The sequence below is a fragment of the Candidatus Thiodictyon syntrophicum genome, assembly GCF_002813775.1.
In the GTDB taxonomy this organism is placed as follows: domain Bacteria; phylum Pseudomonadota; class Gammaproteobacteria; order Chromatiales; family Chromatiaceae; genus Thiodictyon; species Thiodictyon syntrophicum.
Window position 1 is genome coordinate 264,033 of the sequence record NZ_CP020372.1, and the last position, 26,936, is coordinate 290,968.

General features: G+C 66.8%; 27 protein-coding genes and 1 pseudogene. 16 read left to right on the forward strand and 12 right to left on the reverse strand.

The window, feature by feature from the left end; translation table 11 throughout:
* Positions 1-35 precede the first annotated feature (35 nt).
* The 4 genes and pseudogenes from THSYN_RS32405 to THSYN_RS32420 form a co-directional block, all read right to left on the reverse strand.
* Positions 36-398: pseudogene (locus THSYN_RS32405) on the reverse strand (AAA family ATPase); the annotation flags it as partial.
* 15 nt (positions 399-413) lie between these two features.
* Entirely contained in the window at positions 414-1,817 is a 1,404-nt protein-coding gene (locus THSYN_RS32410) for a transposase (protein ID WP_100923182.1), read from the reverse strand.
* Positions 1,814-2,443 carry an IS607 family transposase gene (locus tag THSYN_RS32415; RefSeq protein WP_100922866.1) on the reverse strand — a complete coding sequence of 210 codons (630 nt, stop codon included), beginning with the start codon at positions 2,441-2,443 and terminating at the stop codon, positions 1,814-1,816. Before THSYN_RS32415 ends, THSYN_RS32410 begins: the two co-directional genes overlap by 4 nt.
* A 31-nt stretch (positions 2,444-2,474) precedes the next feature.
* On the reverse strand, positions 2,475-3,050 hold the full coding sequence (locus THSYN_RS32420; protein ID WP_418219966.1) for an AAA family ATPase: 576 nt from the start codon (positions 3,048-3,050) through the stop codon (positions 2,475-2,477).
* Between the two features lie 304 nt (positions 3,051-3,354).
* Between THSYN_RS32420 and THSYN_RS32430 the strand changes: the two genes are divergently transcribed.
* The 6 genes from THSYN_RS32430 (at position 3,355) to cbiB (ending at position 9,085) form a co-directional block, all read left to right on the forward strand.
* Entirely contained in the window at positions 3,355-4,374 is a 1,020-nt protein-coding gene (locus THSYN_RS32430) for a helix-turn-helix transcriptional regulator (RefSeq protein WP_100923326.1), read from the forward strand.
* An 8-nt stretch (positions 4,375-4,382) separates the two neighbouring features.
* A complete protein-coding gene (locus THSYN_RS32435; RefSeq protein ID WP_100923184.1) occupies positions 4,383-5,849 on the forward strand; it encodes a cobyric acid synthase in 1,467 nt (488 codons plus the stop codon).
* A 25-nt stretch (positions 5,850-5,874) separates the two neighbouring features.
* The gene (locus tag THSYN_RS32440) at positions 5,875-6,996 is read left to right on the forward strand and encodes a Fic family protein (protein ID WP_100923185.1); all 1,122 of its coding nucleotides are present in this window, start codon (positions 5,875-5,877) and stop codon (positions 6,994-6,996) included.
* A gap of 247 nt (positions 6,997-7,243) precedes the next feature.
* Positions 7,244-7,498, forward strand: a complete 255-nt coding sequence (locus THSYN_RS32445; RefSeq protein ID WP_100923186.1) for a type II toxin-antitoxin system VapB family antitoxin — start codon at positions 7,244-7,246, stop codon at positions 7,496-7,498.
* A complete protein-coding gene (locus tag THSYN_RS32450) occupies positions 7,498-7,878 on the forward strand; it encodes a type II toxin-antitoxin system VapC family toxin (protein WP_100923187.1) in 381 nt (126 codons plus the stop codon). Before THSYN_RS32445 ends, THSYN_RS32450 begins: the two co-directional genes overlap by 1 nt.
* 253 nt (positions 7,879-8,131) lie before the next feature.
* Entirely contained in the window at positions 8,132-9,085 is a 954-nt protein-coding gene (cbiB, locus tag THSYN_RS32455; protein ID WP_100923327.1) for an adenosylcobinamide-phosphate synthase CbiB, read from the forward strand.
* A 185-nt stretch (positions 9,086-9,270) separates the two neighbouring features.
* On the opposite strand, the gene THSYN_RS32460 is transcribed toward cbiB, so the two are convergent.
* The gene (locus tag THSYN_RS32460) at positions 9,271-10,197 is read right to left on the reverse strand and encodes an alpha/beta fold hydrolase (RefSeq protein WP_100923188.1); all 927 of its coding nucleotides are present in this window, start codon (positions 10,195-10,197) and stop codon (positions 9,271-9,273) included.
* 710 nt (positions 10,198-10,907) lie between these two features.
* Entirely contained in the window at positions 10,908-11,147 is a 240-nt protein-coding gene (locus tag THSYN_RS34650; protein ID WP_157818097.1) for a hypothetical protein, read from the reverse strand.
* Positions 11,148-11,458: 311 nt separating this feature from the next.
* On the opposite strand from THSYN_RS34650, the gene THSYN_RS32470 reads away from it, so the two are divergent.
* Positions 11,459-12,436, forward strand: coding sequence for a lipase family protein (locus THSYN_RS32470; RefSeq protein WP_216644830.1), 978 nt, complete (start codon positions 11,459-11,461; stop codon positions 12,434-12,436).
* Between the two features lie 156 nt (positions 12,437-12,592).
* On the opposite strand, the gene THSYN_RS32475 is transcribed toward THSYN_RS32470, so the two are convergent.
* Positions 12,593-13,489 (reverse strand): phosphate-starvation-inducible PsiE family protein, encoded by an 897-nt coding sequence (locus tag THSYN_RS32475; RefSeq protein ID WP_100923190.1) that lies wholly within the window; start codon positions 13,487-13,489, stop codon positions 12,593-12,595.
* Positions 13,490-13,684: 195 nt separating this feature from the next.
* Here THSYN_RS32475 and THSYN_RS32480 point away from each other — a divergent pair, with 195 nt between their 5' ends.
* Positions 13,685-14,299 carry an NAD(P)-dependent oxidoreductase gene (locus tag THSYN_RS32480; RefSeq protein ID WP_100923191.1) on the forward strand — a complete coding sequence of 205 codons (615 nt, stop codon included), beginning with the start codon at positions 13,685-13,687 and terminating at the stop codon, positions 14,297-14,299.
* A 267-nt stretch (positions 14,300-14,566) separates the two neighbouring features.
* Here the strand turns inward: THSYN_RS32480 and THSYN_RS32485 are convergent, their stop codons facing one another.
* The 3 genes from THSYN_RS32485 to THSYN_RS32490 form a co-directional block, all read right to left on the reverse strand.
* Positions 14,567-15,493 (reverse strand): alpha/beta hydrolase, encoded by a 927-nt coding sequence (locus tag THSYN_RS32485; RefSeq protein WP_100923192.1) that lies wholly within the window; start codon positions 15,491-15,493, stop codon positions 14,567-14,569.
* Between the two features lie 305 nt (positions 15,494-15,798).
* The gene (locus tag THSYN_RS35105) at positions 15,799-15,957 is read right to left on the reverse strand and encodes a hypothetical protein (RefSeq protein WP_172965425.1); all 159 of its coding nucleotides are present in this window, start codon (positions 15,955-15,957) and stop codon (positions 15,799-15,801) included.
* 111 nt (positions 15,958-16,068) lie between these two features.
* A complete protein-coding gene (locus THSYN_RS32490) occupies positions 16,069-17,529 on the reverse strand; it encodes an NAD(P)/FAD-dependent oxidoreductase (protein ID WP_100923193.1) in 1,461 nt (486 codons plus the stop codon).
* Between the two features lie 378 nt (positions 17,530-17,907).
* Between THSYN_RS32490 and THSYN_RS32495 the strand changes: the two genes are divergently transcribed.
* The 7 genes from THSYN_RS32495 (at position 17,908) to THSYN_RS32525 (ending at position 23,893) form a co-directional block, all read left to right on the forward strand.
* On the forward strand, positions 17,908-18,435 hold the full coding sequence (locus THSYN_RS32495) for a phospholipase effector Tle1 domain-containing protein (RefSeq protein WP_100923194.1): 528 nt from the start codon (positions 17,908-17,910) through the stop codon (positions 18,433-18,435).
* A 104-nt stretch (positions 18,436-18,539) separates the two neighbouring features.
* Entirely contained in the window at positions 18,540-19,418 is an 879-nt protein-coding gene (locus tag THSYN_RS32500; RefSeq protein WP_100917814.1) for a DUF4338 domain-containing protein, read from the forward strand.
* Complete coding sequence (locus THSYN_RS32505; protein WP_418219967.1) at positions 19,415-19,582, forward strand: IS4/Tn5 family transposase DNA-binding protein; 168 nt, start codon at positions 19,415-19,417, stop codon at positions 19,580-19,582. The genes THSYN_RS32500 and THSYN_RS32505 overlap by 4 nt, the downstream gene beginning before the upstream one ends.
* Positions 19,583-19,743: 161 nt before the next feature.
* Entirely contained in the window at positions 19,744-20,592 is an 849-nt protein-coding gene (locus THSYN_RS32510; protein WP_100917453.1) for a tyrosine-type recombinase/integrase, read from the forward strand.
* Positions 20,585-21,742: an IS91 family transposase gene (locus THSYN_RS32515; protein ID WP_100917452.1), complete on the forward strand. Its 1,158-nt coding sequence runs from the start codon at positions 20,585-20,587 to the stop codon at positions 21,740-21,742. The genes THSYN_RS32510 and THSYN_RS32515 overlap by 8 nt, the downstream gene beginning before the upstream one ends.
* A gap of 211 nt (positions 21,743-21,953) precedes the next feature.
* Positions 21,954-23,312: an IS4 family transposase gene (locus THSYN_RS32520; protein WP_418219969.1), complete on the forward strand. Its 1,359-nt coding sequence runs from the start codon at positions 21,954-21,956 to the stop codon at positions 23,310-23,312.
* Positions 23,313-23,347: 35 nt separating this feature from the next.
* A complete protein-coding gene (locus tag THSYN_RS32525; protein WP_157818098.1) occupies positions 23,348-23,893 on the forward strand; it encodes a phospholipase effector Tle1 domain-containing protein in 546 nt (181 codons plus the stop codon).
* A gap of 114 nt (positions 23,894-24,007) precedes the next feature.
* Here the strand turns inward: THSYN_RS32525 and THSYN_RS32530 are convergent, their stop codons facing one another.
* Positions 24,008-25,252: a Coenzyme F420 hydrogenase/dehydrogenase, beta subunit C-terminal domain gene (locus THSYN_RS32530; RefSeq protein WP_100923195.1), complete on the reverse strand. Its 1,245-nt coding sequence runs from the start codon at positions 25,250-25,252 to the stop codon at positions 24,008-24,010.
* 106 nt (positions 25,253-25,358) lie between these two features.
* Here THSYN_RS32530 and THSYN_RS32535 point away from each other — a divergent pair, with 106 nt between their 5' ends.
* Complete coding sequence (locus tag THSYN_RS32535) at positions 25,359-26,414, forward strand: alpha/beta fold hydrolase (RefSeq protein ID WP_100923196.1); 1,056 nt, start codon at positions 25,359-25,361, stop codon at positions 26,412-26,414.
* Positions 26,415-26,740: 326 nt separating this feature from the next.
* Here the strand turns inward: THSYN_RS32535 and THSYN_RS34655 are convergent, their stop codons facing one another.
* Positions 26,741-26,911: a hypothetical protein gene (locus tag THSYN_RS34655; RefSeq protein ID WP_157818099.1), complete on the reverse strand. Its 171-nt coding sequence runs from the start codon at positions 26,909-26,911 to the stop codon at positions 26,741-26,743.
* Positions 26,912-26,936 lie beyond the last annotated feature (25 nt).

Sequence of the window (26,936 nt, forward strand, 5' to 3'; positions counted from 1 at the left end):
GGTTTCGGCGCGGCCGCAGGGATGATCGACGGCCGCTACGCCGCTTCGCGCCCATCCACCTGCTTCAATCGACACTCCGCCGCCAGCCGCCGCAGGAACTGCTCGGGCGTCAGGGTCTCCCCGAGCAGGATGCGCTGGCGGCAGACGTTGGCGAAGTCACCGGCCGTCAATCCCTGGAGCGTCTCCAGATAGCGCGCCAGCTCCGGCGCGACCGCCTCGGTGGTATCGTCCAGCGCCTCCCGCGCAAAGAGGGCAAGCCGTTGCGCCGGGTTCAGCGCCCGGAAATGCAGCTTGAAATCGAACCGCCGCAGGGCCGCCGCATCGATCCCCGCCATCAGGTTGGTCGCGGCAATGAAGATGCCGGGGTAACGCTCCATCTGCTGCAACAGCTCATTGACCTGGGTACGCTGTTCCTAAAATTCTGAGCAAAGTTGCTCAGTGATGAAGTTAGGATTTATCCGCACTTGGTTGATAGGCGTTGCGGCCTGCAACTCAAGCCTCTTGACGCTCAGTTGCGCCGGAGAACGTGACAGCAGCACCCGTCGGACTTCCCGGTGCGGCATGTACCGCTTGATCTCCGGGTCCGCGAGCCTTGCCAGCACGTTCAGAGCCGCGTTATGGTCTGCCTGCAGAACGTCCCCGGTGACCCGGTAAAACTTGTCGCCACGGCGCTTGCCTTCCAGCAAGCCAGTAGTCGAGTCCATTTGCGACGTGAAGGAACCATTGACGAGCACATGCTCGGCATCGCGCTGCTTACACACCGAGTCCAGGGCCTCGGCGAGCACGCCTTTTGCCCATGAACTCATACGTCTGTTGTATCGCTTCCATTGCTGCTTCTTGGCAATGGGCGAGGTCAAATCTTCGGAGACCACCAGGGCCGCCTTATCCACGATGGAGTGCGCCGATTGATAGGCGATCGTGCGCAAGCGCTTCTTGGTGCGCACCCTTCTTGCTTCGAGCTTCTTGCGACCCAGGTTATTAGTGAGAATCCGGTCGGCCTTGGCCTGGTGGCCGCGCTTACGGTGCTTCTTTTCCAGCGCATGAAGCTGGTTGCGCTGCTGACCGGTCTTGGCACCCGTGTCGCTATATGCCGTCAGTACGGCACCGAAGGCCTGCCCATGCGCGGCGCCGTCGGAGTCCGTGAACGCTTCGGTATAGCCCTTGTCGATCCCAAGTGCCTGGTCCCCGTGCGGGCGTCCCTCATCCTTGTCGGTCGCGTAGTGGATTTCCGTGAAGCCGTCCTTCACGCACACACGGAGGTTACTGCCGGTCAGGTCGACGTTCTTGCCATTGGACGTCGTGACCAACTGGATGTCATCACCGTACTTCTTGGCCACGCGGATCGTGATAACCAGTTGACCATCAACAACTTCAGACGAATGTTTATCGGAACGGACGATGAACTGGTTCGTCGTGTGACTGACGCCGTGCCGGAAGTGCTTGCGCATCTGGCGATGGAGGAAAGGGTCTTCCATCCACTGATCGGCCGTGAGTAGGGTGTAGAGCCGTTTCCGCTCGGCTGGGTCCGCGGTCCTGGCCGCGATAGCCTGTCGAACTTTGAGCTTCGCCGCCGCCTTGTATGTCAAAATATCGTTGACTACATCCTTGGTGGTTTCGTTACGGACGGTGCCGTCCACCCACAGGCCCGAATAGAGGTCTTGGGCGCTGATGGCCTTACGGATGTCGCTAGCGGACTTGCCGACGTTGCCCAGCGCCCCGTATCGTCGCCAAATATCGGCGCGCAGGTAGCCCATCGCCTGACAGATCGGCGTGAGTTCCGGCGGGACATCGGCTTGCAGGGTGCGCGTGACCTTCATTCGCAAAGCGCCTTGGGTTGTGTTGCGGCACAGTCGGGGAAATCGGCCTTGATTTCGTGCTTGTATTTGCGCAGTCCATACAGCCGGCAGGAGAAGGTGTGCACGATGGCCAGCAAATCCTCGACCATCTCCTGTTGCGGCGAGAGCGATTCCTGATTCACTACCACCACCTCGCAACCGTTATGCCTGGCGATGTGCTCGAACAGGTCGAACCCGAAGCGCATCAGCCGATCTTTATGGGCGACAAGCACTTGCCGGACCTCGCCGCGCCCGATTTGCTCCACCAGGGCGAGAAAGCGTTTGCGCTTGAAGTTCATCCCGCCGCCAATCTCGGTCATCCATTCATCCACGGCGATCCCAGCGCCCAGGCAGTAGGTCTCCATCGCCTTCACCTGAGAGGCCAAATCGTCCTTCTGACCGGCGCTCGACACGCGGCAGTACACCACCACCGCGCGCCGCTCCGGCACGCCGCCCGTCAGCAAGCGCACGTCCGCTTCGTCGAAATAGCGATGCCCGGACGGATGACGCTTGGCCACGAGCTTACCCTCGCGCTCCCAACGCCGGATCGTCGAGGGCGCTTTCCCGATCCGTTTCGCGAACTCGTTGATGCGGTAAGTTTTGCTCACGCGAGCAATTATAGATAATAATAAATAAGAATCAAACAACAGTTAACACCTCCCAACCGTGCCGGGCCGCCCGCCGGTCACTGAGGAAGCTGTCGACCTCGTCGAGCAGCAGGACCGAGTGCGCCGGGTCGCAGTCGCGGAACAACCGCGCCAGGTTCTGTTCGGTCTCCCCGACATAGGGCGAGATCAGGTCCGACGCCTGACGCGCCACCAGTTCGCGGTCCAGGGCCTCGGCCAGGACCTCGGCAAAGGCGGTCTTGCCGGTTCCGGGCGGACCATAGAAGCACAGGCTGCCGCGTCCCTGCTCGGCCAATGCGCGGGCGATGGCGCTCGGGCCGATCCCTCCGGCCAGGTTGAGAAAGGCCACGTCGAAGCGGGTCGCCGGGGTCCGCCGTCGGGGCGTCGGCGCCCCATAGAGCAGGGTGCGCACCGCGGCCACCCCGGCGCGCACCGTCTGCTCGGCCGGGGCCTGCGGGTGCAGGTCCAGCAGGCGCCGGGCCGCACCCAACTGGGCCGGCGCCAGGACCGCGTCGGCGGCCAGTTCATCGAGCAGGGCCGGCGGCAGGTCGCGGTCGCCCAGATGGCTCTCGACGATGGCGCGGCGCACCGAGCGCGGCGGGGTGACGAAGGCGACCGGTCAGTCCGTCCAGCGGCTCGTCGCCGAGCAGGTCCAGCGGGGCTGCGTCGCTCAGGCCGATCAGGTCAAGCAGTTGGCGCGATGACAGGTCTTGGTTCTTCTGGGCCATGGCGGATTCCTCTGGGTTCGTTCAGGTGGGCCTTGCAGCGACTGGGAACCCCGTTCAGTGCTGAAACGCGTGCGGGATCCGAAAATATACTTTTTGCCGTCGAAACGGGGCAGCGAAATGCATTGAACCATCGTCATGCGTCAGCGCCTGTCGTACACTGCGGCCATGGCTGCTACCCATGAAACCCGGATCGCGCGCCTCAAGCGCCTGGAAGCCCTGCTGGCCCCTGGGCGGGCGGCCGACGCTTGCCCGGACGGCGCGCGGCTGCTCGCGATTCTCGGTGAGGGCTATGCCGGTAAGACGCCGCAGGCACGTCGGCGCGCACTGCAACGCGATCTGGACGAGTTGGTGAAGGCGGGACGCATTGAGGCGGTCAACCCCGGCGGCAAGCCGCTGCGCTACCGGCGGGTCACGGACGAACCGGACGACGACCAGGCGATCTGGGAGTACAACCTCAGGGTGATGCGCGAGCTGGTGGCGGAGGCCCTGCCCGAGCGCCAGATCGATCGGTTGTGGCAGCGGTTACTGACCAACGCCGAGGGTCCCAGGCTCGATGAGGGCCGATTGCGGATCGTCCCCGACACCTTGCGCCTGCAAGCGGTGGAACTCTATCCGGGGGTGTTGGAGGCCGTGATCGAGGCCCTGGCGCGGCGCTTTGCCCTGCGGGTGCTGTACAAAAACGCCGACGATGAGTGCGGCGAGGCCTGCGTGCATCCCCAGGCATTGGTGCAGCGCGGGCCAATTGCCTATCTGCTCGCCCTGAAGAACGACGAGGAGGAGCCGGTGCGACTCTATGCACTGCACCGGATGATCCGGGCCCAGGCGCTGGCAGAAACGCCCGCACGGGCGGCGGCGGGATTCGATCTGGATGAGTACATCGCGAACGGCCAAGTGGACTTCGGCCAGGGGGAGCTGATCGACCTGGAGTTACGGGTGCGCGGCTATCTGGTGGCGGTGCTGACCGACTGTCGGCTGGCGGCGGGTCAGCGGTGGGAGGACGAGCCGCTCGACTCCGACTTCGAGATCCGGGTGTGGGCGCAGGTCCCCTCGACGGGCCAATTGCTGCGCTGGCTGTTGGGAGCCGGGAACAATGTCGAGGTGGTCGCCCCGCCGGACTTGCGCCGCGTGGTGGCGGTGCAGGCGGCGAAGATGGCGGCGCTCTATGCCGATCCGGATGGCGAGTAGAGGATGACATGAATACACCCACCCTGATGGTCCAAGGCACCACCTCGGACGCCGGCAAGAGCCTGCTGGTCACTGCCATCTGCCGCTGGCTCAGACGCCGCGGGGTGCGGGTAGCGCCCTTCAAGCCCCAGAACATGGCGCTCAACAGCGCCGTGACCATCGACGGCGGGGAGATCGGCCGCGCCCAGGCGGTGCAGGCCGCCGCCTGCGGCCTGCCGCCCCACACCGACATGAACCCGGTGCTGCTCAAGCCCAACAGCGACATCGGCGCCCAGGTCATCATCCAGGGGCGCGCCATCGGCAACCTCAACGCCGTCGCCTATCAGGCGTACAAGGCCAGCGCCCGGGTCGCGGTGATGGAGTCTTACCACCGGCTGGCGGGGCAGTATCAGGCCATCGTGGTCGAGGGGGCCGGCTCCCCCGCCGAGATCAATCTGCGCGCCCAGGACATCGCCAACATGGGCTTCGCCGAGGCCGTCGACTGCCCGGTCATCCTGATCGCGGACATCGACCGGGGCGGCGTCTTCGCCCACCTGGTCGGCACCCTGGCGCTCCTCTCCCCGAGCGAGCAGGCGCGCGTCCAGGGCTTCGTCATCAATCGCTTCCGGGGCGATATCGCACTCCTGGAACCCGGTCTCGACTGGCTCACCGAATACACCGGCAAGCCCGTCTTGGGCGTCCTGCCCTATCTCAAGGGTCTGCACCTGCCGGCCGAGGACTCGCTCGAGCGCGCCCAGGGGGACACCCTGGAAGCCGCCCTGCGGATCCTGGTCCCGGTCCTGCCGCGCCTGAGCAACCACACGGACTTAGACCCCCTGCGGCTGCACCCCGGGGTGGACCTGCGCCTGATCGGACCGGGCGAGCCGATCCCGCCCGCCGACCTGCTGCTCCTGCCCGGCTCCAAGTCGGTCGCCGCGGATCTGGCCTGGCTGCGCGCCCAGGGCTGGTCGGCGGCCATCGCCCGCCACCTGCGCTATGGCGGCAAGGTCATCGGTGTGTGCGGCGGCTTCCAGATGCTCGGGCGCGCCATCCATGATCCCCTGGGCCTGGAGGGACCGCCCGGCAGCACGCCCGGGCTGGGGCTCCTGGACCTGGAGACCACGCTGGCGGCGGACAAACGCCTGACCAACGTCAGCGGCCGGCTGAGCCTCGACGAGGCCCCCGTCACCGGCTACGAGATCCACGCGGGCATCACCACCGGCCCCGGCCTGGCCCGCCCCGCGGTCCTGCTCAACGACGGACCGGACGGTGCCATCAGCCCCGACGGCCAGGTGCTCGGCACCTACCTGCACGGACTCTTCGACGCCCCGGAGGCCTGCGCCGTGCTGCTCGCCTGGGCTGGTCTGGACCGGCCCCAGGCCGCGGACTACGGGGCCCTGCGCGAGGCGACCATCGAGCGGCTGGCGGATATGGTGGAGGCGCATCTGGATACCGGGGCGCTCGGACGCCTGCTGGGGTTGGAGAAGTCGACCTGAGCCGAATAGCCCTTATAATCGGCTCATGTGGATCTGGCAAAGGCCCGACTGGCCGACCTTCAGCTTTGATATGGACCGCCTTGCCGCGCCCGTCGCCGAGTATCGGTGCCGGGCCGGGCAACTCGCGGGCACCGTGGCGCGACTGACGGTTGCCGACCGCCAGGAGGCCTTGGTGGACCTCCTGGTGTCCGAGGCCATCAAGACCAGCGCCATCGAAGGCGAGCCGCTGGATCGCGTCTCGGTACGCTCCTCGATCAAGGCCCACATCGGGCTTGCCCCACCGGCAACCGCCTCCAGCGATCCACGGGCCGACGGTATCGCCGCCCTGATGGTATCGGTTCGCGAGCACTTCATGCGGCCTCTGGACGCGGCGCTGCTCGGGGCCTGGCAGACCATGGTGATCCCGCCCCGGCCGTCCCACGCGACGCAGTGGGGCGCCTATCGCCGCGGCGATGCTCCGATGCTGATCGTCTCGGGGTACATCGGCAAGCAGCGCCTTCACTACGAGGCACCGCCGTCAACGCGGGTGCCGCAGGAGATGGACCGGTTCCTTGACTGGTACCAGGCGACCCGCCCCGTCGACGGCAAGGACCCGCTCCCCGGACCGCTGCGGGCCGCCATCGCGCACCTGTGGTTTGAATCGATCCATCCATTCGACGATGGCAACGGCCGGGTCGGACGGGCCATCGCGGATCACGCGATCGCCCAGGACCTGGGCTACCCGCCGCTGTCCTGCCTCGCCACCTGTATCGAGGCAGATAAGAGGAGCTACTACGCCCACTTGGAGAGTACCCAGCGTGAGGACCTGCGGATCGATGCCTGGCTCGCCTGGTTCGTCGCCACGGTACTCAAGTCCCAGGAGGTCGCCCGCGCTCAGGTCGATCTGGTGGTCGCGAAGACGCGCTGGTTCGACCGTTACCGAGACCGGCTCAACGAGCGCCAACACAAGGTGGCTGCCCGCATGTTCGCCGCGGGTCCGGCCGGGTTCGAGGGCGGCATGACGGCCGGGAAATATGTCGGCATCACCGGCTGCTCCAAGGCGACCGCGACCCGCGACCTCGCGGCCTTGGTCGAGATGGGCGCCTTGACCAGCCTGCCCGGCGGGGGGCGCAGTGCCCGCTATGTCCTGCCGTGCGTGGCGCCCTGATTTCAGCCCACGGGCGGATACCCGCAGGGCGATCCGCCATTGCCCGCGCGCCGGGATGGCGGAACCGCTATCGCGTTCCGCCCTAAGCGCTCCGGCTACTGCGCGATCGGTATTCATCGCGGCCTGGGCCGTTCCTAGGCCGCAAGGGCGCCCCTCCCGGGCCACGCTGTCCAGCCGCCAGGGTCGTGCCCGGAGTCATGACCAAGGCCCCCTAAGCCCACAAGGCAGCAGTAAGAAGGTATTTCCTATGTCACTTCATATCGTCAACCCGGAAGCGGATCGCCTCGCCCTCGAGATTGCCCAACTGACCAACGAGAGCGTCTCGGCCGTAGTCGTTCGCGCACTGCGCGAACAAGTAAAGCAGCTGCGCGAGACAGCGAGTCGCGGCGCCAGACTAGAGCAGATGCGCGAGATCGCAGCCCGCAGTGCGCACAAGTGCTGCGCCGACCGGCGCAGTCACGAGGCAATCATCGGCTACGACGAAAACGGCCTGCCAAGCTGATGGTTATCGATACCTCAGCGATCATCGCCATCCTGCGTGGTGAACCCGAATCGGACCGGTTGCAGCAGTCGATCGCAGCAGCACCTCGTCGGCGACTGAGCACCGCAAGCCTTCTTGAATGCCGGATCGTGGCGGCCAATCTGGAGATCGCCGCGGAACTGGAGGCCTGGCTCGCCGCGGCGGCGGTCGAGATCGAGCCATTCACTGCCGACCAATGCCGGTTGGCGGCCCAAGCCTTTCTGGATTTCGGCAAGGGTCGCCATCCGGCAGGTCTCAACTTCGGTGACTGCTTCGCCTATGCCCTGGCCAAACAAACCGGCGAGCCCCTACTCTACAAGGGGGACGATTTTGGTCGAACCGATATCGCCACAGACAACTGACCAACATGGGTCTTCCAGTAAAGGCGCGAGGCTTGGGTCTTTGAGCAGCGCTCGGTCCGCACAGCGGACCCTACGGCCGGCTCCGAGCCCGTAGGGTCCGCTGTGCGGACCAGCGGCAAGCGCAGTGGCCGGAACCATGATCAGGACCGCGCGGAGCACAATCACCCACTTCACCCAACGTTCGCAGCCTCGCGAACAACCTCACCACTGCCTGCTCGCCCGCGCTTACGATAGCGCCAGGATACTCGTGCCAATCGACTTCAGCCCACACCTGGGCGTCATCCTCACCGCCTGCCTGCTGGACGCCCTGTTCGGCGATCCGGTCTATCGGCTGCACCCGGTCCGCTTGATCGGCGCCCTGAGCCTGGTCGGGGAGCAGGCACTGTTCGGCGTCGGCCTCAACGGCCGGTTCGGGGGTGTATTGCACTGGTTCCTGGTCGTCGGCGGGGCCCTGGCGGTCTGGTGGGCGGTGCGGTTGGGCCTGGCGCTATGGCACCCCTGGCTGGCCCTGGCCTGGGACTGCTTCATCGCCTACAGCCTGCTGTGTATGCGTGACCTGCTGGTGCATGGGCGGCGCGTCCTGGCGGCCCTGGACGACCTGCCGAGCGCCCGGCAACGCCTCTCGCTGTTGGTCGGGCGCGACACCGAGCCGCTCGGGCGCGGCGGCATCGTGCGCGCCACCATCGAGAGCCTGGCGGAGAACCTCACCGATGGGGTACTGACACCCCTGTGGGCACTGTGCCTGTTCGGCCTGCCGGGGCTGATTATCGTCAAAGCGGTGTCGACCCTGGATTCGATGGTCGGTTATCGCAACGCCAGGTATGGCCGCTTCGGCTGGGCGGGGGCGCGCTCGGATGACCTGGTGCACTGGCTGCCGGCACGCCTGTCGGTGCCCCTGATCGCGCTCGCCGCCGTGCCGCTTGGCCTGCACCCCTGGCTCGCGGTGCGCACCGCCTGGCGCGACCACGCCCGGCTGCCCAGCCCCAACTCCGGCTGGAGCGAGGCCGCGTGCGCCGGCGCCCTGCGGGTACGCTTGGTCGGCCCGACCCGCTACGGCGGGGCGCTGCGCGACTACGCCTATCTGGGGGACCCGGCCTGGCCCATTGATCTGGATGCCGGGCACCTGCGCCGAGCCCTGGGCCTGATTCTGCTGTGCTCGGTGCTGGCCCTGGGAGTGGGGCTGGGGCTGGCGGCGCTGCGGGGCTGAGAGAACCTGCGGTCATCGGTCCGCACAGCGGACCCTACGGGTGCCGTTGCGCCGTAGGGTCCGCTGTGCGGACCAACACCCCCGCGGCCCGCGGGATGCCCGATCAATAAGCAGGGCTCAGGCAGACCGCGCAATACCGTCCCCGACCCCGGCTCCCCGCCTCCCGCCGGGACCAAGGCCGTCCCTCAGCCCTGTGCCGCCCAGAACGTCTCCATGGCCGCCGCGGTTTCGGGCAGCTTCTCCCAATGCGGGACGCCGAGGGTCGGACCAATGCGCTGCGCCTGCCAGTTGGCCCGGCCGCGCAGGAAGGGCGCCAGGTGGTCGAAGTCGATGTTCGGGTCCTGATCGTAGATCACCAGCACCGGCTGCTTCACCCCGGCATAGATCCGATTGGGCGCGTCCGGGGTAAAGATCTGTCCGGCCAGGAAGCACAGCGGGGCGAAGCGGGCGCCGGGCTGGTGGGTTGTCGCATAGGCATACTCGACCATCGCCGCCGGCACCGGGCCGACGAACGACTTGCCCAGGAAGTAGCGGATGCTGGGCCTGGTGGTCAGCAGCGCATAGGCCCCCTGGCCCAGTCCGGGCAGGCTGATCACGCCATGGATGCGCATCCCCGTCTTGCCGCCGGGGATGGTGCGGGTACTGAACCCGGTGGGCGAGATCAGCACCAGTGAGTTGACCAGCTCCGGCGCCTCGGCGGCGACCCGGGCGGCGAACTCACCGCCCAGCGACAGCGAGACCAGGTCCACCGGCTGCGTCGCCACCCGGCGCAGGAACTCGGTCAGGGCCTTCACATAGACATCCGGCTGGTAGTGGATGTCCGGCCGGTCGGTGAACCCGAAGCCCGGCAGGTCCGGCGCCAGCACGGGGCGCTGCCCGCGGTAGCGGTCGAACAGCGGCTTCATCTCATAGGCGCTGGGGGCGGCGTTGATGCTGTGCACCAACACCAGCGGGCGGCCCTGACCGGGGCCGGTGCTGTAGTAGCTCAGTTGCCCGAAACCGGGGACCGCGATCCGGGCGCGCTCGGCGTCCAGGGCGTCGGGCAGGGCCACGCGGCGCGCGGCGCCGCGGTCACCGGGGAAATTCAGTGTATGTACGTTGCTGAGATTCATGGAAATCCTGTCGCGGTTGCGCGATGAAGGGAGAAACTCCGGGGTGGCCGACGCCCGCGGGCGTCCTGCCGACTGCACAGTATAGCAACCCCGTTCACCGGGACACGAACGGGCCCGGTGATTGGGACCTGGTGATTGAGCGTCATGATCCTGACGCCGGGGGCCGCGGTACCGAGTCAGCGATAGCGGCGCCTGGGCCTGAGTGATTGCCCCTCTGGTCGGGCAGCGCCCGCGCCGGCTCGGACGGCGGCGCTTGCCGGACCCCATGCCCAAGCAGTGCTTGGGCCCGCGAAGCAACCGGAGGTCGAGGCTTCAGCCGGACGGGGGCGCCGTCGGCGCATCGGCAATGCTTGCGGCGTCTCGGGGCCTGGGCACGCGACGAAAGGGTGTGCGCCGCCCGCGGGGCCATCGCCGGCATTGATCCGCCACTGGGAGCGCCGCACCCCAGTGCGGCGCGGTCTATCGCCAGGACGCAAGGCCGCAGTCGCACGCGAGGCCGCGCCGCACTGGGGTGCGGCGCTCCCAGGGGGCTCGGCGACTGGGCTCGCCGGTTGCGGGCTGGGCGGGGTCATGGGCGAGCCACCAGCGCGGGCCGCAGCGCGGGAAGAGCATCCCCGCACACCCTCCGGGAGGCTTAGGATCGGAGTCACGGAGTTCAGATCGAAGAGAAAACGGGGCTTAAGAAACAGGGGCAGGCCGCACCATTGGGGCTATATGGTCGTTGAATTCGAGCGGCTGGACCAGGATCTCCCGAAACCAGGCATCCAGGGCAGTGCCCCGGCTGCGGTAGGCGGCCGTGCGGCAGGTGACCACAACGCGCATCTCGTCGCGCCCGCCCACAAGATCATCCACAGATTCGCCTGTTGCGCGGCGGCGAGTTTGGCCTGCAATTGCGCGATCTGCCGTTGCAGGGCTTCAACCTCGATCGGTTCGGTCGGTTCGGTCGCCATACGAAACGGCTCCATTGCGTTTATCCAACTCGGGAAGCAGCGCTTCCCGGACTATCTGCCCAAGCGGAGATACCCTAGCGACGACGCCAGCTTGCGCGGTCGCGTCGCGGCTGAAGCCGCTCCCACCGGGGCGATCAGGCCTGCACTGGAGGTCGAGCTTTGCCGTTAACGTCGCGCCGCGACGCTGCAAATCCAGGGAGTTTATCCTGGATCACCCCCATCTGAGAGTGACGATGAATCCCCGAGCGCAACCCCAGACTCAGCCATCCGCCCGGCCGCGCGCGTCAGGGCGGGTCGGCGGACTCGCAGCCATGGTCTGGGTGGCGGCGGCCATCGCCATCGCCGGGTGCTCCGGATTGGGCCGGGGCGACGCGGACGGTCCGGGCACCATCGTCGGCGGCGCGGCGCCCAGGCTCCAATACTTGGCGGGAAACAGGGGCATCACCGTCGGGCGGGGCTCCATCCAATCAGACACCGGCTGCCCGATCGACACCACCCGCTTTGAACCCCGGCGCCCGCGCACCGCGGTCCCGGTCATCCTGGCCCCCGGCTTCCTGCGTGATCGGCGCCACCTCAGCGGGCTGGCCCGGGCCTTGGCGGACCAGGGCATCCCGGCGGTGACCCTGTCCCAGTGCAGCCGCCCCTGGGATGGAGCGCCGGTGCGCAACGCCCTGGCAATGATCGCGGTCGCCCGCCGGCTCGGCGCGCGGCAGGTGGTCTATGGCGGCTTCTCGGCCGGGGCCCTGGCGGCCCTGATCGCCGGGCGGCTGGACCCGCATACCCGCGGCGCCCTGGCCCTGGACCTGGTGGACCAGGCCGGCCTTGGGGTCGGGATGGCGCGCGCCCTGGACCGGCCGCTGCTGGGCCTCGCGGGCGACCCGGCCGCGTGCAATGCGCATAACAATGGGCTTAAGGTGTTCGCGGCCAGTCCCGGCGGGCGGGTCGCCCGTATCCGCGGGGCCGGTCATTGCGACTTCGAGTCACCCACGGATTGGCTCTGCCGAGCCGTTTGCTCGGACGGAGATCGCGGGTCCGCGGCACGGCGTGCGGCCATCATCGCGGCCGCGGTCGCGGCGGTCGCGGACCTCGTCGGCCTGGCGCGACCAGGCGCGGACCCTGTACCAATCGGGTTCCTTGACCCGGAGAGGCCATCCACCCACGGCCGCCGCTTCGCGAGCGCACGCGGGCTATTCCTTCATCAGGCTCCGGTACCGTCAAGCGGAATCCTCGCTACCAATTGGCCTGGAAAGAGCAGTTATCCACAGATGAACACAGATGAACACAGATGAGCATCGATTATTACTCCTCACGGATTGTTCGTTGACTTACGCTTGGTCGGTGACTCACCTTGCCGACGATTGTGACAATAGCGATAAGCGCATGACAATTCAAAGAAAATCTGTGTTCATCTGTGGATTTTTGGATTAGATGAGCCCTTCGCGATATTAGTGACTCGAATGCCGCGACCCCGCCTCGCCCCAGAGCGTCTTGCGATCCATGAGCCAATAGACGATACCGAGCGCCAACGCCACCGCGGCGGTGGCCAGGACGTACATGGGCTCGAGCTTGTGGAAGTCGAAGACGATGACCTTGCGCGCGATCGCCATCAGGGCGGTGGCGATCACCAGTTTGACGTGGACCACATCGTCGCGCAGATACAGGGTGATATTCATGAAGATCTCGATTGCGATCAGCACCGCCAGGAAGGCGCCGAAGGTAATGACGATATCATGGATCTTGAGTTCCTCGATCCCCGGCCGGAACAGCTCGTAATAGAGTACGGTGAGCACGTCCACGACGCCCCACAGGATGGTGACGACCATCGCCACCGCAAGCACCCGCACGGCACCCCGGATGATGCGGTGCAGGACATTGATCATCCGGTCTTCTTCATCGACACCCAATTCACCCTGGCCGATCGCCTTGAAGCGCTCCTTGCGGAAATGATTCATCAGGCTCTCGACCACGGCGCTGTGTTGCGTAAGAAAGGCGGGGTTGAAATCCTTCTCGGCGAAATCACGCAAACCCTCGACCTGGCCCAACTCCTTGTCCGCGACCCGTTTGAACCCCATGCTCCAGTCCGAGTATTGACGGCGCTCAATCGACTTGCGATGCAGCACCTGCAGACCGGTATGGCGCGGGTCGCGGCGGATGCGCTCGAGCAGGTCATCGACAACGCCCTCCTCGCCCTCCAGCACCTGCAGAAAGGTCGCGTTACCGTAGAGCAACATGCCGGTCACACCGCGGTCGGCGTTGCCTTCCCGGCACCCCCGCAGGAGCGCCAGCAGGTCGTGGGTCGACATGGGCTCGGTGGCGGAGCTGATATAGGAGAGCTGGATCATGGGTCCTCCAGTGGGGGGCTTGAGTGGACCGCCAGGCGCCGCGGTTGTCAGGGGTGACAGCGCGCGCCGACGGCGGGGCAAGGTCCTGATGTTGGTTCAGGGATCGGCCCCCATATTAACCGCAGAAGCGCGCGCCCGGGCGAGGGCCGCGCCCCCCACAAATCCATCCACAGCGATGAAGGAGACCACCACCGCATGAATATCGCACTCTTCGGCGCCACCGGCGGCACCGGCCGCGAGGTCCTGCAGCAGGCCCTGGCGCAAGGCCATCAGGTCCAGGCCCTGGTGCGCGACCCGGACAAGGTCCCCGCCGACTGCCCCGGACTCACGCCGATCGTCGGCGATGTCCTGGATCAAACGGCGGTCGACGACTGCGTGCGGGCGACCGACGCGGTGATCTGTGTCCTGGGGACCCGTCCGGGCGCCGCGCCCATCGAGTCGCGCGGCACCGCCGCCATCCTCGCGGCCATGCAGTCACAGGGGGTGCGCCGCCTGATCGCGGTGACCTCCATGGGGGTCGGCGACAGCGCCCAACAGATGTCGTTCATCTTCAGGATCGTGATGCAGATCGCCCTGAAAAAGATCATGGCGGCGAAGGAGGAGCAGGAGCGGCTGATCCGTGCGAGCGGTCTGGACTGGACCATCGTGCGCCCGGGCGGCCTGACCGACGGGCCGCTGACCGGCACCTACGCCGCGGGGCTGGCAAAATCCATCCGGGCCCGACAGGTGTCGCGCGCCGATGTGGCCCAGTTCGTACTCAAGCAACTCACTGACGACCAGTTCTTGCGGCAGACCCCGGCCATCTCGTAGGGTGCGATCAGAACTGATGTGGTGGCGGCGATCCCGGGTACGCTGTCGTTGTCGTTGTCGTTGTCGTTGTCGTAATCGAATAATCCGACCACGATTACGACAACGACAACGACGCCCGGTCCGCGAGAACGTCCGGTAACCGTAACTGTAGGGTACGCATCGCGTGCCCGGCTCCGGCGGCCGTGGCAGCTTGGCGGGCACGCGATGCTTACCATACGATATATGCGTTAAAACATCAGTTCTGATCGCACCCCCCTGATCACCTGATCACTGCTGGTCCCGCGGCCCCAGGGCCGCGGCGAGGAACGCCAGCACCCGCCGCTGATACTCCAACGGCGCCGCCGCGTACAGGTCACCGTGGACCGCGCCGGGGACGAGCCACAGACGCTTCGGCTCGGGCGCGGCGGCGTACAGCCGCCGGGTCTCTGCCGGGGTGGTATGCCGATCCGCCCTACCGCCGATCACAAAGACCGGCACGGTGACGGCCCCGATCCGCTCGATCGGGCGCAGGTCCGCGGGGGCGAGCCCGAGGCGCGGACGGATCTGCCAGGTAAAGAACGGGTACAGCCAGCCGGACCAGGGGCCGAGCCGGAGGCGGATACGGTTCGCCAGGGCCTCCTCGATGGTCGGATAGACCGCCTCCAGCACCAGTGCATCCGCGGCTACCGGCCCCTGGGGACCCAGCAGGGCCGCGGCGCCGCCCAGCGAAAAGCCGATGAGCCCGACCCGGCGCGCGCCGAGCGCCGTGCGCAGGTAGGTCACGGCGGCCTGGGCGTCGAGTGACTCCAGAAAGCCCAGCGTCTCGTGGGTCCCGGGGCTCTCGCCGCTGCCTTGGAGGTCGATGCTCAGCACCGTGTAGCCCGCCTCATGCAGGAACCGGGCACGACCCATGAGGCTGCGCCGGTCCCCGCCGCTGCCATGCAGCAGGAGCACCGCGGCAGCGCCGGTACCGGGGATGAGCCAACCGGAGACCGGGCGGCCACTCAGGCTCGTGAAGCTGACCGCACGGGCACCGAGTTCGACCGGCGGCGCACCCACGGGGTGCAGGTTGGGTGCGAATTGCTGGCCCCCCAGCCACCAGGCGGCGCTGCCGACCGCGATCAGTGCGGTGAGCAGCAGCGCGGCGAGCCACTGGAGCGCCGAGCGCCAGGACGCCCTTGGGTGAGTCGCAAAAGGTGCGTCGTTGCGGAGCATTCTCGACCGGTTAACGGCTACGGCAGCAAGGTCAGCCACCCCGGACCATGAACCCAAAAAAACAATTTAGCCGCAAACGAACGCAAATGGACGCAAATAACCAGAGACTTGGCGTTTGCTGCATGTTCAGCGTCCGGGAGACGCCCGCGGCAATGCCAACCAGCAGATCTATTTGCGCTTATTTGCGTTCATTTGCGGCCAAATACTCTTTCTAGGATGAAAGTCGTGCGTGAGAACGACTTACGCCGCGACGAGGCTACGGCAACTTGCGCGGTCGCGTCGCGGCTGAAGCCGCTCCCACCGGGTCAGTGACCGGACTTGAGCAGCAGCCTGAGGATCTTGTAATTGATGATCCAGAAGCGGATGAACTGCCAGGCGAGCGACGTGCGCATGTACTTGACGAAGGGCGTGGGTACCGGCGGGTAATAAGCCTGCTGATAGGGTTCTTTGTTCTTGGCGGTCATGGTGCCTCCAGGGGTTGCAACAACGACGGGGTCTTGCGGACGGTCGCGCCCGGTCGGCCCTGCCGCCGGCCGCGACCGTCCGCCGTTCAGTTCAGCGCCGCGGCGCGCCCATCAATCCGGCAGGATCGACCAGCCGGGCCGCAGTTTCGCCTGATACATGAAGACATAGTGCAGGATCCACTTCATCCAATGCCCGGCCAGCCCGATCTCGCCGAAGGTCAGGCTCGGGTCGCGACCGTATTCGGGATAGGTCTCGTAGTCCGGCACTACCGGATAGACGGTCATGGTTGCCGCCGTCCCCTTGAAGATATCGGAGCCGGTCGAGGCGACGCAGGCGGCGCCCATCTCGCCCATGGAGGCGGTATGGACCGGGGTCTTGATCTTGCCGCTCACCAGGTCACGGATATTCGCCGCGACCGCCCGGCCGATGGCGGCCGACGGCATCCCGGTGCGCGGCGGCGTCGGGCTGATCTGGGTCCCGTTCGGGCTCTTCATCACCTTGCTGATCGGGTGCGGGGGGGCGAAGGCGATGCCGACCGCGAAGACGTTCTTGTATTTCGGCGACTCATAGGTCTTGGGCCAGTCGTTCTTGCTCCATTCCTCAAAGGCCTTCGGCTGGTAGTCCGCGTCCACCTTCATGAAACCGTTGGGGGCAAAGACCTCCCCGGTGATGTCGGCCCCGGCCTTGTCGAAGGCCTTGAGCCCGACCCCGGCGAAGGGCGGGATCAGCATCGCAAAGTCAAAGTCCAACTCATGGTAGGCCCCATCCAGGGTCTCGTAATGGAGCTTGCCGGGTTCGACCTTGTTGACCGCCGCCCGCGTGATCCAACCGATGCCGCGCTCCACCATCAGCGATTCGGCAAAGATCTTGCCGTTCGTGACATAGCCGCCGCGGTGGATATGCACGCCGCCCATCCCGAAGTCGCCCAGCTCGTATTCATTGCTGATCCAGACGATATCGGCCAGCTCGCGCACGCCCGCCTTGCGCAGGACATAATCGACGTTATAGATGTATTCAAAGGCCGCCCCCTGGCAGGTGCACATGCCATGGCCGGTGCCGACGACGAAGCGCCGCCGCTCGCCCTTCTTCATGGCCTGGATGCACTGCTGCAACTGCGCGTTTGCCTGCAGCGCGTGTTCGGGGGTACAGACCGAGACGGTGTGGCCCCCCTCGGGGCCCAGGCCCGGGGTGCCGCCGAAGTTGAGCTTGGGTCCGGTGGCATTGACCAGGTAATCGTAGTCCAGGTCCTCGGTCTGGCCGGCGCGGGAACTCTCCGTGTACTCGACGCGGACGAAGGGGCGTGCGCGGGTGGCGTCCCCCTCCGGGTGGGTCGAGAGGGCGCGGGCCTGCACGAACTCCACGCCGGCCTTCGCGTACACGGGAGCCAGGTCGAAGGTCACCTGCTCCACGGTCATTTCACCGCAGCCGACCCAGACGTTGGAGGGGATCCAGTTCCACTTGGGCTTGGGCGAGACCACGGTCACCTGGTGCTTCCTGCCGAGCCAGAGGCTCAGGTAGCGGGCCACGGTGTGTCCGGAGATGCCGGCGCCCAGTATCACGATGCGTGCCATTATTTTGATGTCCTCACGTTAGGTGTAGCCGGGCCACGCTAGCAAGCCTGAGGGGGGCTGTCAAACTTAAAGATAATATTACTGATCAGTGATTTCCTGCGCAAATCCGGGCGCGGGCCACGGGTCTGATGAAGATCCTTGTTGTCGACCGCGACGATAGGCAAAAAGTAACGAAGTCACCAGTTCCGCGCCGCGACCGGCGCGGTCTTTGATCGGAGTCGATGCCCCAGGGCGGACCAGGCCGGACCAGGCCTCCGCCGGGCTTGTCCCCTGCCCGCGGTGGCGTTATCCTCACTCCCGGGTCGCCTCAGGCGGTTGAGTGTCCGCTCCGTCAGGTACCGCTTCAGGCGTGCGGCGATAATCGCGAGGAAAGGCACCATGCATCCGAAGAACATCATCGTCTTTTGCGACGGCACCTGGAACAGCCCGGACCAAGAGTCCAAGAACGGCAAACCCTGCCCCACCAACGTGGCCAAGCTGTTCGAGGCCGTCACCCCCTGCGATGCGACCGGAATCCCGCAGATCGTGCATTACATCCCCGGCGTCGGAACGAGTTTCCGCGACCGCATCACCGGTGGCGGCTTCGGATACGGTATTTCCGACAATATCAAGAGCGGCTATAAGGCCATCTGCAGCAACTACGAGGACGGGGACCGGATCTTCCTGTTCGGCTTCAGCCGCGGGGCCTATACCGCTCGCAGTATCGCCGGGCTTATCGATAACCTCGGCATCATCCGGCGGGTCAATTTTCATAAGATCAACGAGGCCTATGAGCGATACCGGGACAAGACGCCCGAGTGGCAGCCCGGCTCGCAACGATCCCTGGCCTTCCAGGACACCTATGGGTGGCCGAAGAAGGACATCCATTTTCTCGGCGTCTGGGATACGGTGGGGGCCCTGGGCTGACTATTACCCACATCTCGGCTGGCCGGCGCGCGGCGCCGGTGCTGGACACAGAGCAGCAAAGCTGGTGAAATTCGTTCCCATCGCGAGCGATGGGGCAAAGGTAGATGACCGAGGCACGTGTTGGCAAGCTGTGCGGACGGCCGCTGAGTGCGGCGGACCTGGAGACGATTCGGCGGGCCATCGACGCCGCCGCCCCGCCGTTGCGCGCCGAGGTGGCGCGACGGGTCTGTGCGGCGCTGGGGTGGCATGACACCCTGGGCCGCCCGAAGCTGATGAGTTGCCGGGTGGGACTGCTGCGCCTGCACCGTGCGGGGCTGATCGAACTGCCGGCGGCGCGCAACGGCAACGGTAACGGTCGCGGCCTGGTGAAGCAACCGAGTGCCTGGCCGAGCGAGCAGCCGCTGGCGGGATCGGTCGGGCAACTGAGCGGTCTGCGCCTGGCGCCGGTCGCCGATCGGAGCGCCTCGCGGCTGTGGAACGGGCTGATCGAGCGCTGGCACTACCTGGGCTACACGCCGCTGCCCGGTGCGCAACTGCGCTATCTGATCCAGTCGGATCACGGGCTCTTGGGTGCGCTCGGCTTCGGGGCGGCGGCCTGGAAGGTCGCGGCGCGCGACCGCTGGATCGGCTGGGAGCGCCCCGCCCGTGAGGCCCATCTGGGACGCGTGCTCAACAACGCCCGCTTTCTCATCCTGCCCTGGGTGCAGGTGAAGAACCTCGCCTCCAAGGTCTTGGCACTGGCCGCCGCGCGGGTCGGCGAGGACTTCGCCGCGCGCTATGGCGAGCGCCCGGTCCTGTTGGAGACCTTTGTGGAGACGCCCCGGTTTCGTGGTACCTGCTACCGCGCGGCCAACTGGCGCTATCTTGGCGAGACCGCGGGGCGCGGCAAATGCGACCGCACCCACCAGGCGGCGCTGCCGCGCAAGGCGCTCTATGTCTATCCGCTGGCGGCGGATTTCCGCGCCCTGCTGGGGGTCGCATGAGCGCCCTGGCCGCCGAGCTCGACGGCATCGACTTGGGCGATCAACGTCTGAACCGGCGCGCGCGCCGGGTGTTGGCCAAGCTCGGGGAGAAACCCACGGTGAGCATTCCCGCCGCCTGCGGTGGCTGGCGCGAAACCCGCGCGGCCTATCGCCTGTTGAACTAATCCGCTCCGCGGGGCCTTCCGCGGCCATCCCGCAGCGCCATTGAATAGCGAATGAAGCGCGGATAAGCCCAGCCGTCCCACGGTTACCCGCGGCCCCGCCCCGTCCCCCATCGTCCACACTCGTAACGGCCCACTCCGGGTCGTTGACCGAGAACCAGACGATGACACCCCTGCGTCAGCAGATGATCACGGCCATGCAGATGCATGGCTTCTCGCCGCGCACCCACGAAAGCTATCTCGACGCGGTGCGTGACCTCGCCAAATTCACCCGGCGCTCCCCGGACACCCTGGAGCACGCCGATCTCACGCGCTACTTCGAGCATCTGGTGGTGCAGCGCAGTTTGGCCCCGGCCAGCGTGCGGCTGATGTACAACGGCATCCGCTTCTTCTATCTGCGGGTGCTCGGCTGGCCGACGGTCGACCTGGAGGTCACCTTACCCAAGCGCCCGCAGCGCATCCCGGAGCTGCTCACCCGCGGCGCGGTCGCCGCCATCCTGGCCGCCTGCGACAATCCGCGTTACCGCATGATGTTGACGGTCTGCTATGGCTGCGGACTGCGCCTGAGCGAAGTCCTGGCCCTGCGGGTGCAGGACATCGACGGCGAGCGCCGACTGCTGCGGATCACCCAGGGCAAGGGGGCGAAGGACCGCCTGGTCCCACTCTCACCGACCCTGCTGGAGGCGTTGCGGGACTATTGGCGCCTCTATCGGCCAGCGGATTGGCTGTTCGCCGGGCGCGCCGGGACGCCGCTGTCGCCGACCGGCTTGCAGAAGGCCTTCACCGACGCCAAGCGCCAGGCCGGCGTAACCACGGTCGGCGGGATCCATGGGCTGCGCCACGCCTACGCCACCCATCAATTGGCGGGCGGGTTGTCGGTGGAGCGCCTGCAACGGTTGATGGGCCACCGCAGCATCCAGACCACCCTGCGCTATGTGCATTGGCTGCCCAGTGCCAGCGAGGGCGAAGGGACCCTGGACCTGCTTGCCCAATTGGAGGCCGGCCATGGCTAATACCTCCCTGCAAGCGGTCATGGCGGCGTGCCTGTCCGGTTATGCCGAACATCACCCGTTGAGCCCGCACCAATGGCAGGTCTGTCATCACATCCTGGACTGTCGTACCGCCGCGCTGGGCGGCTTCGCCCTGGAATGCGACCAGTGTGGGGATTGCCCCTTCCTCTATCACGCCTGCCGTGATCGCCATTGCCCGCGCTGCCAACGCCGGGCCTCCGAGGAATGGGTCGAACGCCAGCGTGCGGCGGTGCTGCCGGTGACCTATCACCATCTGGTCTTCACGCTACCCGACACCCTCAACGGCTGGGTCGAGGTCCACCCCGAGGTGATCTACGCCTTGCTGTTCGAGACGGTGTGGGCGACCCTGTCCGCCTTCGCTGAGGACCCCAAGCGCCTGGACGGGCAGTTGGGGATGACGGCGATGCTGCACACCTGGGGGCAGACGCTGGTACGCCATGTCCACCTGCACTGTCTGGTGCCGGGCGGGGCCTTTGGCGCCGACGGGACCTGGCATCCGGCCAAGAGTACCTATCTGTTCCCGGTGCGGGCGCTGTCGCGGCACTTCCGCGGCGGTTTGGTCAGCCGGTTGCGCCGGGCCTTCAAAGACGGGCGACTGTCGCGCCTCACGGCCGCGGAGGTTGACCGCGTCCTCAACGCCCTGATGCAGCCCGAGTGGGTGGTCTATTCCAAGCCTTGTCTGGCGCGCACCGACACCGTGATCGAGTACTTGGGCCGCTACAGCCATCGCATCGCCCTGTCGGACCGGCGGCTGCTGGCCTTCGATGAAGAGGACGACACGGTGGACGTCCGCTACAAGGACTACCGCGACGGCAGTCGCAACAAGGTCATGACCCTGACCGGCGAGGAACTGATCCGGCGCTTCCTGCTGCACGTCTTACCCAAAGGGTTCATGCGCGTTCGTCATTTCGGTTTCCTGGCCAACCGCTGCCGGGCGCGCTGTCTGGCGCTGATCCGTGCGGCGCTGGCGGCCCCGCCGCCGACGCCGGAACCCGCCACGGCACCGGCGGCGACGGCGCCCTTTGACGGCTATCCCTGTCCCAAGTGCCGCACTGGGCGCTTGCACGTCACCGCGCACCTGGCCCCGCTACGGCGTGGTCAGGGGGTTTCGCTGATGCCCGCCACCTGCTAAGCCTCAGCGCCCGCCGGCCGTCCGGGACAGGCCGCCCGCGGCCTGCGTTCGCGCTCGCCCAACATCCGGGAAATGGGCTACACTTCGTCCTCAATAGCCCGTTGTCCAGCCCCGCGGAGCCCTGCGGAGGCCCGCTTGGTGCCGCACCGAGCGGCATCCGGGTGCTGCAACGTGGTCCGGGACCGACCGGCGCCCCGGCCTCAGGGATACAATTCCCTCTCTTAAAGAGGACCGCGGCCGCAGCAGGCGTCGTGCCAGGAGCGGATTAGTCCAACAAACGTTTATCCGTCGTGCGCGCGCGGCGTCGCGCTCCGACTCGGGGTCAGTTGGGCGCGCACGACGGATAAACGCTTATTCGTTCGACCATGATGCGGTCACCGCCGAGGCCGTACTCGCCCCGCACATCGCCTGCACCGTCGCGCGGATGGGCGCGCACCCGCGGGTGCTATGTATCGAGGACACCAGCGAGCTCGACTATACCGGCAGACCTTCCATGCAGGGCCTGGGGCCGCTCAACCTGGAGACCCGCCAGGGCCTGTATCTGCATCCGACGTTGGCGGTGACTCCCGAGCGGCTGTGCCTCGGGCTGCTCAATGTCCACCGGTGGGTCCGTGAGCCCGGCAGCCTGGGGCAGGACAAAGATCCCAAGCGCGCCCTGGAAGAGAAGGAAAGTGTGCGCTGGGTGGACGGTTACCGGCAGGTCGACGAACTGGCCGAGCAACTTCCGAACACCCGCCTGACCTATGTGGCCGACCGTGAGGCCGACATCTATGACCTGTTTGTCGAGGCCCCCTGTCCCGACACCGCCGCCGACTGGCTGGTCCGCGGCCAGCACGACCGGGTACTGGCCGATGGCAAGACCCTGCGTCAACAGGTGGCCGAAGCGCCGGTGCTGGCCGCAACCACCTTCGAGCGACCCGCCAGCCATGGGTGCACGGCCCGCACGGTCCATCAAGAACTGCGGGCTGTGCGGATCACGCTCCCGGCCCCGCGCCGCCCCGATCGCACCCTGCCCGCGGTGGAAATCACCGCGCTCCTGGCCAGCGAGCCGGCGCCGCCGACGGGCGAGGAGCCGGTGGTGTGGCTGTTGCTCACCAACCTGCCCGTGGATACCCCCGCGCAGGCCCTGGAGAAGCTGCAATGGTACCTGTGCCGGTGGCAAATCGAGGTCTATTTCCGCATCCTGAAGAGCGGCTGCCGGATCGAGAAGCTGCAACTGGAAAAACGCGAACGTCTGGAACCGGCGCTCGCCTGCTACATGATCGTCGCCTGGCGAGTACTGTTCCTCACGATGCTCGGACGTGAATGCCCCGACATGCCTTGCGACGTGGTCTTCGAGACCGCCGAGTGGCACGCCGTCTACATCGTCACCGAGCGCAAGCCCCCGCCCGACACCCCACCTACGCTGGATCGAATGGTGCGCATGATCGCCGGCCTCGGCGGCTTCCTCAACCGCAAGTCCGACGGTTTCCCCGGCCCGCAAACCCTCTGGATCGGACTCCAGCGCGCGGCCGACTTCGTGCTGGCGATGGAGGCCCAGCGCGGCGTCGGGGATGGGAGATATGGTTAATAGTCAGGGCCCTGGGGGCGCCTTATGGGGTGATCGTGGGCTGGCTGATCGACAAGCTGTTCCACTGCGGATTCCACAACACCCGACTGAATCTCAGCACCCTTAGTGCCGCCCATGCGGTAGCCATCGACGAGCACCGCTGGCCGTTCCGTCCGACCTTGTGGACACTGGATAAATCCCATCAACCCGCGGATTTCGAGGAGCGTTGGTTCAAGGGCGTGCATTCGGACGTCGGCGGCGGTTACCCGGAGGCGGGGCTCGCCGACATTGCCTTGGACTGGATGGCCGGCAAGGCCTGCGGCCGCGGCCTCTGCCTAGACCTGCGGCGGGTAAGCGACCCGGCCGTCGCCCCAGATCCGGCGCAGGCGGGCCACGACTCGCAGAAATTGAGTTACCGGCTGGCCACCCTCGCGTTCGTGAAGATACCCTCCGCCATCGGCATTGCGCTGCCGGGGATCGACCGCGAGGATGTTGCCCGCATCACCTGGACGGGCGATTACGTGAGGGCCATTCCGCCAGGCGCGTCCATCGGGCACGAGGTCAAAGAACTGACGCGCTGCGGCGAGCCCGACCAAGCCTGAGGCCTGGTCGCTGGTCCGCGCAGCGGACCCTACGGCCTGAGTCAAACCGCGGCGCCGCGGTGCGGACCAATTGCGTGGCCGCAACCGCGGGGGGACGCCCCCGCTCCTCGTGGCTCAGGCTTGTTCCAGCCCCTCCCCCGGCGCCCGCCCGAAGGTCGCGGCATATTCGGCGGCATAGGGCCTGGTCGCCTCGTAGACGTGATAGGGCACGATTTTCTCTTCCATCTGGGGAAACTTGTCGCGCACATAAGTGTAGTTGCGCAGAAGCTTCATCTCGATGATGGCGCGGGCGAATTCGAGCCCGCGCGGTCCGCGGCGGCGCTGCAGGAAGGCGATGAGTTGGCGGATGAGTTTGGGCGGCTTGCCGGGGCGCTTGGCGAGCATGGCAATGAAGCGCGGCATGCCGCGCGTGCGGTCGCCGGCCTCGCTGAGCGGGCGGGACTCCAGGTCCGGGCGCAGCAGGTCGAGGAGTTCCACCCCACGGGCGGTGCGGGCCAGGACCCATTGCCAGCCGAGCGGCGCGCCCATGTAGCCGATGGTCAGATCCGCGAGTGCATTGGGATAGTCGAAGCAGGACAGACAGGCGGACGGGAAGATGCCCTGGAGTTTGTCCATCGGGAAGTCGATATAGTTGACCCGCTCCCGGTGCCCGTCCTCGTGGTGCAGCCAGAGGCTGAAGTCCTGCATGAATTCGTAATGGACCACGGTGCGCGGCGAACTGGAGATGGTGTCGAGGAAGAACTGCTGGTCCGCGTAGGTGACGTTGTCGCTGCACGGGATGCCGATGACGTCCAGCCGTTCCAGTCCAAGTTGATCCTGCGCCTGGCGCAGGACCTGGACCTGGCAGCCGGTGCCGATGACGGCGAGGCGGCGGATGCCTGACTCGCGCACCTGGTCCAGCAGCCCCAGGTTGGGCGAGAGGCTCGGTTTGTTGCCGACACAGGCGCGTACCTCCTCCGGGGTGCGGGCCAGCACCGGGAGGGGCTCGAAGCGGGTGCCCGGGTTGGTGCCGGTGAGGATCACGGCCTCCACCTCGCCGCGCTCCAGGAGGCGCGCGGCCAGCGTCGTGACCATGCCGGTCCACTGGGCCCCGGCCACCGGGCGGCGCATCCGCAGAATCGCCTGCTCGCGGTAGATGCCGAAGCGCATCTCGTCCCCGGGGTGGCGGCGGCGCCCGTGCAGTCGGCTCTCGATCTCCTCCATCCGGTTGCGCACGAAGAGACAGGTGTCGGCCATCTGCGGGCGCAGCCAACTGTCACAGAGTCCGCAGTCGCTGCACAGCCGCGGCCGACCGGCGAGGCGCCGGTCGTGACTCATCAGGCTGACATCGTGGAGACCTTTCGACGGGCCTTGTTCCATTGCGGGGTCCTCTTGAAGTTCGCGGTGGGGATTGTCTTTCGGGTATCTTGGGGCGCCCCGGCGGTCGGCCGCCCGGGGCTCTTGTTCACAACTGGGGATTATCGCGATGTTGAAGCGGTTGGTGCAGGTCTTTGCGGCCTTGGTGGTGCTGGCGATCGGGGCCGCGGTCTTGCTGCCCTTGCTGATCCCCGCGCAGACGCTCCAGCCCCAGGGCAGCGCCCGGGCCGCGGCGACCCCGGACAGCCGCTTTATGACCATCCCCTTCCCGGGGACCGGGGGGCTTGAGATCCACTATCTGGAGCGTCCGGCGGCGGCGGGGGCCGAGCAGCGCGCCTTCCTGCTGCTCCACGGCTTCACCTTCAACAGCTTCACCTGGGGGGCGGTGCTGGACCCCTTGGCCGAACTGGGACGGACCGTCGCCTACGATCAACTTCCCTATGGGCTGAGCGCCAAACCGCTGGCGGGCGACTGGAGCGGCGCCGACCCCTACGCCAAGGAGTCCGCCATCGCCCAGGTCGGTGCCGTCATGCAGGGCCTGGGGCTCGGCCACGCCATCCTGGTCGGCAACTCGTCGGGCGGCACCCTGGCCCTGGAGGCGGCCCTGGCCTACCCGGAACGGGTAACCGGCCTGATCCTGGTCGCCCCCTGGGTCCACGCCCAACGCCCGACCATCCCGGCTGCGGTGGCACAGTTGACCCAGTTGCAGCGCCTCAGCCTCTTCATCGCGCGCAAACTGGGGAACCCGACCCTGCTCGAATACTCCTATCAGGACCCCGCGCGCCTGACGGCGGCCCGCCGGGACCAGGCCATCATCCACACCCGGGTAGCGAACTGGGACCTGGCCTGGGGCGCCCTGCTCGACCGCTCACTCTCCAGCGCCGTCGATATCAGCGACCGGCTCGGTCAGGTACGGGTGCCGGTGCTGCTGATCACCTCGGACCAGGACAAGCTGGTGAAACCCGAGGATACGCGCCGCGTCGCGGCGGCCCTGCCGCACGCGACCCTCAAGGTGCTGCCGGGCTGCGGCCATGTGCCCCAGGAGGAATGCCCGCGGGCGTTCATGGCCGCGGTGAGCGAGTGGCTGCAGTCCCCGGCCGGGCCGGGGGCGCCCGGCGCGCAAGCGCCTGGTGAGACGGCGCCCGGGGGCAACGGGGGACCTTGAGCAGCGGTTGACGCGCTGACGGCGGACCATAGCTCGGATACTTTATCGAGATTGACCGTGAGCTTGAGAAATAGACAGGATTAACAGGATTTCTCAGGATTTACAGGATGCGTCGTTGCCGTACGCAGCACCCTACTTATCCTGTTAATCCTGCAAAATCCTGTTAATCCTGTCTAATTTCTTGGTGCCTGCTTGACTGCCAGACTGGTACCGGGGATTCTGCTTCGCGTCGGATCGACCCGTAGGGTCCGCTGTGCGGACCGACCGCTTGCGAATCGTGCCGCCCACCTCCCCCGCCGCGAGGTCGCCGGTCCGCGCAGCGGACCCTACGCGACCGGGGCCAGGAAGGACACCAGGGCCTGGGCCAGGATCGCCAGCACGGTCAACCCCGCCACGGAGCAGAGCGTGCAGGTCACCAGAAAGGACTTGAACTCGATCGGGGCAGTTTCCTTCGCAGCGTCGGCGACGAGAACGTCCGCCCGGTAGGTCTGAACCATCGATGTACTCCGGTTGTTGAACAAG

What these genes read in the sequence shown, in the direction of transcription:
- THSYN_RS32480 (WP_100923191.1), top strand. Translation starts at nt 13,685, where the DNA reads ATGAATATCGCACTCTTCGGCGCCACCGGCGGCACCGGCCGCGAGGTC.
- THSYN_RS32460 (WP_100923188.1), bottom strand. Translation starts at nt 10,197, where the DNA reads ATGAATCTCAGCAACGTACATACACTGAATTTCCCCGGTGACCGCGGC.
- THSYN_RS35105 (WP_172965425.1), bottom strand. Translation starts at nt 15,957, where the DNA reads ATGACCGCCAAGAACAAAGAACCCTATCAGCAGGCTTATTACCCGCCG.
- THSYN_RS32485 (WP_100923192.1), bottom strand. Translation starts at nt 15,493, where the DNA reads ATGCTCCGCAACGACGCACCTTTTGCGACTCACCCAAGGGCGTCCTGG.
- THSYN_RS34655 (WP_157818099.1), bottom strand. Translation starts at nt 26,911, where the DNA reads ATGGTTCAGACCTACCGGGCGGACGTTCTCGTCGCCGACGCTGCGAAG.
- THSYN_RS32495 (WP_100923194.1), top strand. Translation starts at nt 17,908, where the DNA reads ATGCATCCGAAGAACATCATCGTCTTTTGCGACGGCACCTGGAACAGC.
- THSYN_RS32500 (WP_100917814.1), top strand. Translation starts at nt 18,540, where the DNA reads ATGACCGAGGCACGTGTTGGCAAGCTGTGCGGACGGCCGCTGAGTGCG.
- THSYN_RS32445 (WP_100923186.1), top strand. Translation starts at nt 7,244, where the DNA reads ATGTCACTTCATATCGTCAACCCGGAAGCGGATCGCCTCGCCCTCGAG.
- THSYN_RS32450 (WP_100923187.1), top strand. Translation starts at nt 7,498, where the DNA reads ATGGTTATCGATACCTCAGCGATCATCGCCATCCTGCGTGGTGAACCC.
- THSYN_RS34650 (WP_157818097.1), bottom strand. Translation starts at nt 11,147, where the DNA reads ATGGCGACCGAACCGACCGAACCGATCGAGGTTGAAGCCCTGCAACGG.
- THSYN_RS32475 (WP_100923190.1), bottom strand. Translation starts at nt 13,489, where the DNA reads ATGATCCAGCTCTCCTATATCAGCTCCGCCACCGAGCCCATGTCGACC.
- THSYN_RS32535 (WP_100923196.1), top strand. Translation starts at nt 25,359, where the DNA reads ATGTTGAAGCGGTTGGTGCAGGTCTTTGCGGCCTTGGTGGTGCTGGCG.
- THSYN_RS32435 (WP_100923184.1), top strand. Translation starts at nt 4,383, where the DNA reads ATGAATACACCCACCCTGATGGTCCAAGGCACCACCTCGGACGCCGGC.
- THSYN_RS32510 (WP_100917453.1), top strand. Translation starts at nt 19,744, where the DNA reads ATGACACCCCTGCGTCAGCAGATGATCACGGCCATGCAGATGCATGGC.
- THSYN_RS32410 (WP_100923182.1), bottom strand. Translation starts at nt 1,817, where the DNA reads ATGAAGGTCACGCGCACCCTGCAAGCCGATGTCCCGCCGGAACTCACG.
- THSYN_RS32490 (WP_100923193.1), bottom strand. Translation starts at nt 17,529, where the DNA reads ATGGCACGCATCGTGATACTGGGCGCCGGCATCTCCGGACACACCGTG.
- THSYN_RS32505 (WP_418219967.1), top strand. Translation starts at nt 19,415, where the DNA reads ATGAGCGCCCTGGCCGCCGAGCTCGACGGCATCGACTTGGGCGATCAA.
- THSYN_RS32515 (WP_100917452.1), top strand. Translation starts at nt 20,585, where the DNA reads ATGGCTAATACCTCCCTGCAAGCGGTCATGGCGGCGTGCCTGTCCGGT.
- THSYN_RS32470 (WP_216644830.1), top strand. Translation starts at nt 11,459, where the DNA reads ATGGTCTGGGTGGCGGCGGCCATCGCCATCGCCGGGTGCTCCGGATTG.
- THSYN_RS32430 (WP_100923326.1), top strand. Translation starts at nt 3,355, where the DNA reads ATGGCTGCTACCCATGAAACCCGGATCGCGCGCCTCAAGCGCCTGGAA.
- THSYN_RS32440 (WP_100923185.1), top strand. Translation starts at nt 5,875, where the DNA reads ATGTGGATCTGGCAAAGGCCCGACTGGCCGACCTTCAGCTTTGATATG.
- THSYN_RS32530 (WP_100923195.1), bottom strand. Translation starts at nt 25,252, where the DNA reads ATGGAACAAGGCCCGTCGAAAGGTCTCCACGATGTCAGCCTGATGAGT.